The sequence below is a fragment of the Thioclava sp. UBA3469 genome, assembly GCF_002378135.1.
Lineage (GTDB): Bacteria > Pseudomonadota > Alphaproteobacteria > Rhodobacterales > Rhodobacteraceae > Thioclava > Thioclava sediminum.
Genome location: NZ_DFRG01000083.1, coordinates 1 through 8,171 on the forward strand (window position 1 = coordinate 1; position 8,171 = coordinate 8,171).

At 65.6% G+C, this 8,171-nt stretch carries 9 protein-coding genes; 4 read left to right on the forward strand and 5 right to left on the reverse strand.

Translation table 11 applies throughout. The features are described 5' to 3' along the window. Both B3D39_RS07140 and B3D39_RS07145 read left to right on the forward strand, forming a co-directional pair. Positions 1-922: aminotransferase class III-fold pyridoxal phosphate-dependent enzyme (locus tag B3D39_RS07140; protein ID WP_286789552.1), on the forward strand; the 922-nt coding region annotated here is incomplete at its 5' end. After that, a complete protein-coding gene (locus B3D39_RS07145; protein WP_274962887.1) occupies positions 919-1,671 on the forward strand; it encodes a 3-keto-5-aminohexanoate cleavage protein in 753 nt (250 codons plus the stop codon). The genes B3D39_RS07140 and B3D39_RS07145, both read left to right, overlap by 4 nt. Here B3D39_RS07145 and B3D39_RS07150 read toward each other — a convergent pair. Genes B3D39_RS07150 through B3D39_RS07170 form a run of 5 tightly spaced genes read right to left on the reverse strand, consistent with a single transcriptional unit; the run spans position 1,668 to position 6,386 of the window. Further along, positions 1,668-3,092: a dihydrolipoyl dehydrogenase gene (locus tag B3D39_RS07150; RefSeq protein ID WP_274962886.1), complete on the reverse strand. Its 1,425-nt coding sequence runs from the start codon at positions 3,090-3,092 to the stop codon at positions 1,668-1,670. The genes B3D39_RS07145 and B3D39_RS07150 overlap by 4 nt on opposite strands. 34 nt (positions 3,093-3,126) lie before the next feature. Next, positions 3,127-3,870: a glycosyltransferase family 2 protein gene (locus B3D39_RS07155; RefSeq protein WP_274962885.1), complete on the reverse strand. Its 744-nt coding sequence runs from the start codon at positions 3,868-3,870 to the stop codon at positions 3,127-3,129. Continuing rightward, positions 3,867-4,442 carry a DedA family protein gene (locus B3D39_RS07160; RefSeq protein ID WP_078519551.1) on the reverse strand — a complete coding sequence of 192 codons (576 nt, stop codon included), beginning with the start codon at positions 4,440-4,442 and terminating at the stop codon, positions 3,867-3,869. Before B3D39_RS07160 ends, B3D39_RS07155 begins: the two co-directional genes overlap by 4 nt. Before the next feature lie 4 nt (positions 4,443-4,446). Continuing rightward, positions 4,447-5,586: a ceramide glucosyltransferase gene (locus tag B3D39_RS07165; protein ID WP_146673470.1), complete on the reverse strand. Its 1,140-nt coding sequence runs from the start codon at positions 5,584-5,586 to the stop codon at positions 4,447-4,449. Continuing rightward, complete coding sequence (locus tag B3D39_RS07170; protein WP_078599389.1) at positions 5,583-6,386, reverse strand: UDP-2,3-diacylglucosamine diphosphatase; 804 nt, start codon at positions 6,384-6,386, stop codon at positions 5,583-5,585. The genes B3D39_RS07165 and B3D39_RS07170 overlap by 4 nt, the downstream gene beginning before the upstream one ends. A 326-nt stretch (positions 6,387-6,712) precedes the next feature. Between B3D39_RS07170 and uraH the strand changes: the two genes are divergently transcribed. Together uraH and B3D39_RS07180 are read left to right on the forward strand one after the other, a co-directional pair. Beyond that, positions 6,713-7,069, forward strand: a complete 357-nt coding sequence (uraH, locus tag B3D39_RS07175; protein ID WP_274962884.1) for a hydroxyisourate hydrolase — start codon at positions 6,713-6,715, stop codon at positions 7,067-7,069. Between the two features lie 122 nt (positions 7,070-7,191). Beyond that, a partial coding sequence (locus B3D39_RS07180) for a urate hydroxylase PuuD (RefSeq protein WP_286789553.1) occupies positions 7,192-8,171 on the forward strand: 980 nt, incomplete at its 3' end.

Consider the following 8,171-nt stretch of genomic DNA (forward strand, 5'->3'; position numbering starts at 1 on the left):
CTTCACCGGTGGCTTTCACGGCCGCACCCATTTGACGATGGGCCTGACCGGCAAGGTCGCGCCCTATCGTGAGGGACTGGGTATCGGCCCGGCCGGCATTCACCACCTGCCGTTCCCCTGCGCCGCCGAAGGTGTCAGCGTCGCCGACACGCTGGCGGCCCTTGACCGGCTGTTTCGCGCCGACATTGCGCCGAAGGACGTGGCCGCGATCATCATCGAGCCGGTGCAGGGCGAGGGCGGCATCCGCCCGCTGCCCGATCAATGCCTGAAGGGGCTGCGCGATCTGTGTGACGAGCGCGGCATCCTGCTGATCCTCGACGAGGTGATGTGCGGGATGGGCCGGACCGGCACGCTGTTCGCCTGCGAGCAGGACGGGATCGCGCCCGATATCGTCACCATCGCGAAGGGGCTCGGTGCGGGCTACCAGCCCATCGGGGCGGCGCTCTGCACCTCCGAGATTTACGACGCCTTCGTCAACGGCTCGGGCTTCTTCCAGCACGGCCACACCTATATCGGCCACCCGACCGCGACCGCCGCGGGCGACGCGGTGGTGAAGAAACTCACCGAGGGCGGCCTCGTCGCGCGGGCGGCGCAGCAGGGCGAAGTGCTCGACGCGGCGCTGCGCGAGGCCTTCGGCCAGCATCCCCATATCGGCGACATCCGTGGGCGCGGCATGTTCCGCGGGCTGGAGATCGTGGCTGACCGCGCCACGAAAGAGCCGATGGACCCGGCCAAGGCCATCAACAAGAAGCTCAAGGCGGCGGCCTTCGAGGCGGGGCTCGTCTGCTACCCGATGGGCGGCACGATCGACGGCCAGCGCGGCGATCACATCCTGCTCGCGCCGCCCTTCATCATCACCGATGACCAGATCGGGGAATTGGTGGACAAGCTCGGCACCGCGATCCGCGAGGTTCTCGGGTGAGCCTGCCGCATATCATGGTCGCGCCGAACGGGGCGACCAAGACGAAGACCGATCACCCGGCGCTGCCGATCACCTTGGACGAGATTGCGCAGACCGCGCTGGCCTGCCGCGACGCCGGGGCAGGGGCGCTGCACCTGCACCTGCGCGACGACGCGGGCGGGCATCTGCTCGATAGTGGCGCCTATGCCGAGGCGCTGGCCCATCTGCGCCCGCTTCTGGGCGAGATGGCGATCCAGATCACCACCGAGGCCGCAGGGCGCTACGAACCGGGGCATCAGCGCTATGTCGCGTTGAACTCGGGCGCGCAGATGGTCTCGGTCTCGGCGCGCGAGATGCTGCGCGACCACGAATTGCAGGCAATACGGTTTTACGAAGAGGCAGCGGAACGTGGGATCGCGATCCAACATATCCTCTATTCCCGCGAGGATGCCGAGGCGCTGGTGCATGTACTGCCGGATCGCCTGCTGCGCGATCCCGGGCTGCAACTGATCTTCGTGATGGGTCGCTATGTTGCGGGGCAGGTCTCGACGCCCGCGATGCTCGATCCGTTCCTCGACTGGATGCAGGCCGAGGCGATCACCCCGGACTGGGCGATCTGCGCCTTCGGCTCGGGCGAGACCGACTGCCTGCGCAATGCGCTCGCCAAGGGCGGCAAGGCGCGGGTCGGGTTCGAGAACTCGCTGGTGATGGCGGACGGCACCACCGCGCAAGACAACGCCGCGCGCGTGGCCGAGATCGCAGCCCTTTAATCGAGCGTCGGATGCCCTTTCTCGGGGCAATCGGAGAGGTCCGACCGGTCTTCCTCGGGAAGCTGCTTGGAAATTTCGCGCAGGGCGCTGCGCAGCCCTTCCTCCATCACCGGGTGATAGAAGGGCATCGCCAGCATGTCGAAAACGCTCATGCCCGACTGGATCGCGAGGCCGAAAAGATGCGCGAAATGCTCTCCCTCGGGCAGCGCCATCTCGCAGCCCAGCAGCTTGCCGGTTTCGGGCTCGGCATAGACGCGGAGCATGCCATACGCCTCTTCGGCCAGCCGGGCGCGCGATTGCGTCGCGAAATCCGCGCTGCCGATCAGGATGTCCTGCCCGTCGAGATCCTTGAAGCTTTGCCCCACGCGCACCGCATTGGGCGCGCTGAAGGCGATGGCCATCGAGGTCCGGCGGCTATAGCAGCGTGGGGCATCGGCTACGGCGTTGCGCCCCGCGATATGCCCTTCGTCCGAGGCCTCGTGCAAAATCGGACGAATGGCATTCGCGTCGCCCGTCAGAAAGACCTGCAGATCGCCGATCCGGGTCGTGGTGGCGTCGACCTCCGGCATCCCGTGATCGTCGAGCGGCACGCCCAGCGTCTCAAGCCCGAGCCCCGCAATATTGGGCTTGCGTCCCATCGCGGCGAGCACGGCATCGGCCTCGAATTCCGCGCCGCTTGCGCCTTTCACGATCAGGCTGCCCGCATCGCCTTCGGAAATCTCCGCCGGGGCGCCCAGATGCAGCGGCAGCTCCGCCGCGATGGCGTCGCGCAAGACCGCTGCGACCTCCGGGTCGGTCATGCCGGCAACGCTTTCCAGCGCATCGAAGCCCGCGACCTCGATCCCCATCCGGGCCATCGCCTGCGCCAGTTCCACGCCGATCGCCCCCATGCCGATCACCGCGATCCGCTTGGGCAGATCGTCAAGGGTGAACAGCGTGTCGGTGGTCAGGATACGCTCGCCAAAGGTCTTCCACGGCCCCGGCAGCACCGGCGACGAGCCCGTCGCGAGGATGATCGCATCGGCGGTCACCTCGCCATGGCCTTCAATCTCGATCCGGTTCGGACCGAGGAGCGTCGCCCGGCCCGAGATCGCCTTGTCGCCAAGGGCTTTGGGGACCTTGCGCGGGGATTTCGTGAACCCGTCGCGCATCCGTTTCATCCGCGCCATCACGGAGGGCACATCGATGCGCAGCGCCTCGATGCCGGAAATCCCGAAGGCCTCGAAATCGTGGCGGCGGTGGAAGGCGTTGGCGGCTTCGATCAGCGCCTTGGAGGGCATGCAGCCGCTTTCGGCGCAGGTCGTGCCCCAATGGCCGTCGTTGACGATCAGGAAGTCATCGGTCGCATGGCGCACTTCGCGCAGGGCAGACAGTCCGGCCGAGCCAGAGCCGATGATAACGACGCGCGCGTGTTGTGACATGAAACCTCCGCTGATCTGTCGTGAACCGAACCGTTCAGCGAGGTATACGTTCCAACCATTTGCGCGGTAAAGCCTGCGCCTCGCCGCGAACCCGCAGGCTGCGCATCGCAGCGATCTGGCCGAGCGCGCGATGCGGCGCGATGGTGCGGAAGATATCGCGGATCATGCGTGCGTCGGCGGCGACGCCTGCGCGCCAGTTGCCCAGCTTCGCGGATTTCATCGGACTGTCGACGCCGGGCCAGGAGACGACGGCGATCCGGGCGCGCTCTGCGATCCACAGCCGGTTCATGAAGACTTCCAGCCCGAAGCGGGGCAGGGCGTTGAGGGCCTCCAGCCGCTCGCCCAGCATCTCGCGCGGGATCACCCGCTCGCCCGAGATGTAATCGAGCCCGATCACCCGCCAGATGCGCGGCGCGTTGCGGCGCAGGCTGATCGTGACATCGGCTTCCCCGCTCGCCACGGGCGCGATCAGCGCGCCCAGATCGGCATGGGTCAGCCCCAGCAGATCGCTGTCGAGCAGCAGCAGATGGCTGCCCGCGGCCTCCGCGATCCCGGCTGCCACGGCCGCGGTTTTTCCGCCGTTCTGCGACTGGCGCAGAACCCGCAGATGCGGATGGGCGTCGCGATAGCCTTCTGCGATCTCGGCGGTGCCATCGCTCGAGCCGTCGTCGATCACGATCACCTCGGCGATCTGGCGATGGTCCAGCACACGCTCGAGCACTGCGGCAATCCGCGGGGCCTCGTTATAGGCGGGCAGAATGCAGGTGATCGTCGTCATGTGTGCGACCTCTTGCGGCGAAAGAACCAGATCGTGCCGCCGAGAATGATCACGACCAGCAGGATCAGCGAGCCCTTCGACAGCCAGCTGTCGATCTTGCCGATATGCGAGCCGAGCCAATAGCCGAGCGCCACGAAAGCCAGCGATTTCGGGATTGTCGCGATCAGGTTGGTCAGCATGAAGACCCAGACATTCATCCGCGCGACCCCGGCCGCGACCAGCACTGGCGCGCCCGCCGAATGGGTCAGCTTGCCGAAAACCAGCGTCTTGACCCCTTTGTTCTGGAAGTGCCGCGCCGCACTCACGAGCCGCGCGCGGCTGAGGCCCAGCTTGTCGCGCCATTTCTTGGGCATCCGGTTCAGCCCCCATCGGCCAAGCGCATAGAGCCCCAGATCGCCGACGAGATCGGCAAGGATCACGATGATCGCCACCGACCAGACCGAGAACATGTTCTGGCTGGCGAGCCACGCCGCGATCACCGTCACGATCGGCCCTTCGAGCACCGCAATCGGCGCGAGCACGGCCAGACCGTGTTTCGCCATCAATACGGAGATCGTCTCGAGGCCGATCATCAGGTTACTCCGTGACGGGGGCGTCGCTGCGGGCGACGTCCCGGTGGGTCATGTCATTGCCGCGCCAGGTGAAATCGCGCCCGAACCATGTCATCAGCCACAGCGCGGGCAACATCGCGTCGCGGATCGCGAAGCCCGCGATGTCGCGCGCCGAGGCGGGCCAGCCCGCGATCCGGGCGAGCAGCACCTCGGCACCGTACCACAGCGCCACCAGAAGCGGCAGGGCGATCCACGGCATCGCGCCCAACGCGGCCAGGGCAAGCGCGGCGAGGAAGGGCAGGAACGGGCCCTGCGCGATCTCGGCTGCGAAAATCATAACGAACCCGTCGCGGCGCACCTTGGACCAGCGTAGCTGGCGGTCCCAGACCGCGCGGGCCGAGCGCATCCCGATCGGTTGTGCGAAAAGGTGCCGCGTCAGCCGCACCTTCAGTCCCTGACGGCGCACCAGCTTGGTCGAGGCCACGTCCTCGGCCATGTTACGCCCCAGCGCCGCGAAGCCGCCGCCCGCCATCAGGATATCGCGCCGCCAGAACAGCGATTTGCCTTGCGCGAACCCCATCCCGATCATGTCGGCCGCCACCTGCCAGCGCGCCTGATTGGTGTTGAGGAAAGCGGCCTCCACCGCGCCCCACAGATTGCCCGGGCGTTCGGCCACCGGCGGGGCGGACACGAGCCCCGTGCCGGGCCGCCACTCCGCCACCAGCCGTTGCAGGTAGTCGCGCGGCAAGAGCAGATTGCTGTCGGCCATCGCGAGCCACTCCGCCTCGGTCGCCGACAGCCCCTTGTGCAGATTGTTCAGCTTCGGATTGCCCGACACCGCGTCGAGCCCGGTCAGAAGCCGCGCGCGCACCTGCGGGTTCTCTTCGATCAGGCGACGCACCAGCGCGCAGGCCGGATCGCGCTCGGAGGGTGCGCAGAAGATCACCTCGTAATTCGGATAGTCGAGGTTGAAGGAGGAGCCCAGCGTCTCCGCGTCGAACGGATCGACCCCGCAGACCGGGCGCATCAGCGCGATGAAGGGCAACTCGTCGGGCACCGGCTTCGGCGGGCGGGATTCGCGCCACGCGGTCATCGCAGCGCTGAGAAGATGCGCCGTGAGGGTGAGGCCCAGAAGGGCGGCAAGGGACAGCAGAACGATCGTCATGCGCGAACCTTTGCGACGGCGGGGCGGGTGCCGGTCTCCGGGACCGCTGCGGGCTCCGCGCCCCATTGAAGAAGTTGCAATGCGCCGGAACTATCCTCGGCCAAGGCGGTCAGGCTGTCCACCCAGTCGCCGCAATTGGCGTAGGTCATCCCGTCGACATCGCGCAACGCGGGCTTGTGCGAGTGGCCGCAGATGATCCCGTCGACCCCGGCCTCGGAGGCCAATGCGATCAGACGATGCTCGTACCCCGAGCCGCGCGCGATCAGATGATTGATCCCCTCGATCGCGAGCTGGATCAAGGTGCGCTCGGTCTCGGAGACGTCGCGGCGGCGGCGCAGCCAGGCATCGATGCCGCGGAACAGCGCGTCCATCCGGCTTCCGAAACGGGTCATCGCGTGCCAGCGCAGGATGCGCGCATCGCATTGATCGCCATGCACGATGAGGTAGCGCTGCCCGTCCGCGCCGACATGGAGTGCCGTTTCGGTAAGCTCGAAGCTGAGGAAATTCATTCCCGGCGAGCGCAAAGCCGCGTCATGGTTGCCGGGCAGATAGACGATGCGCGTTCCGGCCTCGGCATGGGCTTCGAGGGTCTCGATGATCTCGGCATGAATGTCGCCCCATTGCACGGGTCCGCCATGCCAGAGATCGAGGATATCGCCGACGAGGTAGATCGCGTCGGCCTGCACGCTTTGCAGGAAGTCGAGGATCGGCCCGGGGCTGCACCCGCGCGAGCCGAGGTGGAAATCCGACAGGAAAAGGCTGCGGTAGCGTTGTTTGTTGTGATGGCGCGATCGGCTCATGTCACATCTCCGGTGGATCTGCGGGGAGGGGCAGGCACCCGGCGCCTGCGCGGAGAAGCGGAGCGGAAACAGTCGGGAAAATCACAGGCTGTATGTTGTTGCCCATAGGGTCCTTCCGCTCGTTGCTGCGCTGCCCATCGCCTTTCGACGTGACATGGATGTGACGGCTACGTGAACCTGTAATGTCACCTAGAGGCAGCTGTGCGGTGATCAACCATAAGCATGTGAAATACTAAGCAACTTCCGGTGAGCGCACGATATCTTGCGGTTTGTTTCACCCGAAAGCATAGTGATCGCGGTCTCGACGATTGGCGGAGGAGAACGCGATGGCAGGATATCTGACCACCCATGTGCTCGACACGGCACGGGGATGCCCGGCGGAAGGGCTCAAGATCACGCTCTTCGCGCTCAACGGGGGCGACCGCGAGGTGCTGGCCGAAATGGTGACGAATGCCGATGGGCGCACCGACTCGCCGATCCTGCCGATGGAGCGGTTTCGCACCGGCCAGTTCGAGCTGGTCTTCGCCGCGGGCGACTATCTGAGGGCGAGCGGGCAGGGGGCGCCAGAGCCACTTTTCCTTGATGAAATCCCGATCCGGTTCGGCATGAATGACGCCGAGGCGCATTACCACGTGCCGCTTCTGCTCTCGCCTTATGGCTATTCCACCTATCGCGGCAGCTGAGCGCGGGTCCTCCATCTGCTTGCGTTTTGAGCAACCGGACAAAATTCGGGCGGTTCCGCCGCGCCATCGCTTGCGCTCGGGCGTGGCTTGGGAAACTCTGAGCGCAAAACGAGGGATGACGGATGGATTACACGTTTTTTCTGGAATGGGTGCAGTTCGCGGTGCGCTGGCTGCACGTGATCACCGCGATCGCGTGGATCGGGTCGTCCTTCTATTTCATCGCGCTTGATCTGGGGCTGGTGCCCGAGCCCGGCGCCCCCAAGGGGGTGCATGGCGCGGCGTGGCAGGTCCATGGCGGCGGCTTTTACCATATTCAGAAATACCTCGTCGCACCTGCGCAGATGCCCGACCGGCTGACATGGTTCAAATGGGAAAGCTACATGACGTGGCTTTCGGGCTTTGCGATGATGGTGGTTCTGTATTGGACACAGGCGCAGTTCTACCTGATCGATCCGCGGGTGATGGAGCTGCCGGTCTGGGGGGCGATCCTGATCTCGATCGGCTCGCTCGCGCTGGGTTGGCTCCTCTACGACCTGATCTGCAAGTCGAGCTTTGGCGAGAATAACACGCGGCTGATGCTGGGGCTCTACGTCATTCTCGTCGCGATGGCCTGGGGCTACACACAGGTCTTCTCGGGCCGTGCGGCGCTGCTGCATCTGGGCGCCTTCACCGCAACGATCATGACCGCGAATGTGTTCCTGATCATCATTCCGAACCAGAAGATCGTGGTCGCCGATCTCATGGCGGGGCGCACGCCCGATCCGAAATACGGCAAGATCGCCAAGCAGCGCTCGACGCATAACAACTACCTGACGCTGCCGGTTATCTTCTTGATGCTGTCGAACCATTATCCGCTGGCCTTTGCCAGCGCGTATAACTGGCTGATCGCCTCTCTGGTGTTCCTGATGGGCGTGACGATCCGGCATTTCTTCAACACCCATCACGCCCATAAGGGCAAGCCGTGGTGGACATGGGGCGCGACCGCGGCGCTTTTCGTCGCGATCGTCTGGTTGTCTTCGATCCCGAAGGCGGATGCTGGCGAGGACATGGAGGACAGCGCCATGTTGACGCCCTTCGAGCAGCGCTTCGCGGCGGCGCCCGG